This is a genomic window from Mycobacterium sp. TH-M15 (genome assembly GCF_057473705.1).
Genome location: NZ_JBYCLB010000025.1, coordinates 1 through 2362, shown reverse-complemented (window position 1 = coordinate 2362; position 2362 = coordinate 1). Strand labels below are relative to the sequence as shown.

Genomic DNA, 2362 nt, shown 5'->3' with positions numbered 1-2362 from the left:
CGCCGAACGCCACCGGTCAGGCCGAGGCGATCGCCGAGGCGTACGCGGTGGCCGAGGTGGACCCGGCCACCGTCGGCTACATCGAGACCCACGGCACCGGAACCCCGTTGGGCGACCCGATCGAGATCGAGGGTCTGCGGCAGGCGTTCGCCGGCTCGGAGGCGGACCGTGCCGCCCCGTGCTTCATCGGCTCGGTGAAGTCCAACATCGGGCACCTGGAGGCCGCGGCCGGCATCGCCGGGCTGATCAAGACCATCCTGTGTCTGAAACACCGGGCCATCCCGGCCACCCTGCACTACACCAGCCCCAACCCGGAGCTGCGGCTGGACGACGGACCGTTCGCGGTGCGCGCCGAGTACGGCCGGTGGGAGTCCGCCGGGGTGCGCCGGGCCGGGGTCAGCGCGTTCGGGGTGGGCGGCACCAACGCACACGTGGTGCTGGAGGAGTGGCCGCACGCTGCGGCGCCGGCCGACCCGGAGCCGGGCCCGCAGCTGCTGCTGCTCTCGGCGCGCAGCGAGCAGTCGCTGACCGACGCGCGCGCGGCGCTCGCCGACGCGCTCTCCGGCGCCGACGCGCCGGAGCTCTCCGATGCCGCCCACACCCTGGGCCGCCGGCGCACCGAGCAGATCCGGCTGGCGGCCGTCGCCGCCGACCGGCAGGGTGCCGCGGCGGTGCTGCGCTCCGAGGAAGACGAGAACGTCTTCGTCGGTACCGCGCCGACCGGTGCCGCGAGCGCTGCCGACCGGGTGGTCTTCCTCTTCCCCGGCCAGGGCGCCCAGCACGCCGGGATGGCCCGCGGCCTCTACGACACCGAGCCGGTCTTCGCGCGGCACTTCGACGAGTGTGTCGCCGGGTTCGACGCCGAGCTCGGCATCGACCTGCGCGCGGAGATATTCGACGGCAGCGCACGCGATCTGGAACGCACCGACCGGACCCAGCCGGCGCTGTTCACCGTCGAGTACGCCTGCGCGAAGCTGGCCGAGAGCTACGGCGTGCACCCGGCGGCGCTGGCCGGGCACAGCATCGGCGAGTACGCCGCGGCCACCCTGGCCGGGGTCTTCGACGTCGCCACCGCCGTGCGGGTGGTGTCGATGCGGGCCCGGTTGATGCACGCCGCGCCGCGCGGCGTGATGGTCGCGGTCCCGCTCGGCCCGGACGCGGTCGCCGAATACCTCGGCGACGACGTGGATCTGGCCGCGGTCAACGATCCGGGCAGCTGCGTGGTGGCCGGGTCCGCGGAGAGCATCCGCGCGTTCGGCGACCGGCTGCAGCAGGCCGGTACCGCCGCCCGCCGGGTGCGCACCGCACACGCGTTCCACTCCCGGCTGATGGACTCGATGATCGGCGAATTCACCGGCTTGCTGTCCCGGGTCACCCTGAACGAGCCGCGGATCCCGTTGCTGTCCAACATCACCGGCACCTGGATGACCGCCGAGGAGGCGACCAACCCGGCGACCTGGGCGCGGCAGGTGCGGGCCACGGTCCGGTTCGCCGACGAGATCGGCGCCCTGCTCGCCGACCCGCACCGGGTCTTCGTCGAGGCCGGGCCGGGCGGCATCCTGACCGGCTCGGCGATCCGGCACCCGAAGTGGGCCGAGGCGACGCACCGCGCGGTGCGGCTGATGCGTCACCAGGCGCAGAACCGGGACGACCGCGACGCGTTCCTGCTCGGGCTCGGCCAGCTGTGGGCGGCCGGTGTGGACGTGGACTGGACTCCGCTGCGCGGCGTCCGGCAGCCGCGGCTGGTGTCGCTGCCCGGCTACCCGTTCGAGCGCCAGCGGCACTGGGTGGAGCACGACGCCGCGGCCGTCCGGCCGGTCGGCGCCGGCAACGCGGCACCGGTCTCCGGCAACGGCAGCGGCGGGGCGGCCGGCAGCGGCGGGTCGCGGCTGGAGGAGGTGCTGCGGCGCATCTGGGGCCAGTGCCTCGGGGTGGGCACCGTCGAACGCAACGCCAACTTCTTCGACCTGGGCGGCGACTCGCTGGTCGCCATCAGCGTGGCGATGAGCGCCGCCCACGAGGGGATCGACCTCACCCCGCAGGACCTCTACGACAACCCGACGGTGGGTGCGCTGGCCCGGGCGCTGACCGCCCGGTACCTGATGGGCGGCCTGGCCCGGCAGTCGCCGGACGACGCGGCGCACCCGCCGGTCCCGCCGAACGTCGAGCACTTCCTCGACCACGGGCTGCGGGAGGCGGGCCGGTGGCGAATCCCGCTGATCCTGAAGCTGAGTCCGGAGATCGCGCTCGACGACGTCCGGTCGGTGCTCACCGCGGTGACCAACCACCACGACGCGCTGCGGCTGCGGCTGGTGCGGCGCGGTGGCACCTGGGAGCAGCAGCTCGGCGAGCCGCAGCAGCT

1 protein-coding gene is annotated in these 2362 nt (G+C 74.5%); it reads left to right on the top strand.

What is annotated here, in order from left to right; genetic code table 11:
• Window positions 1-2362: type I polyketide synthase (locus AC2VNT_RS00665; RefSeq protein ID WP_486945025.1), on the top strand; the 2362-nt coding region annotated here is incomplete at both ends.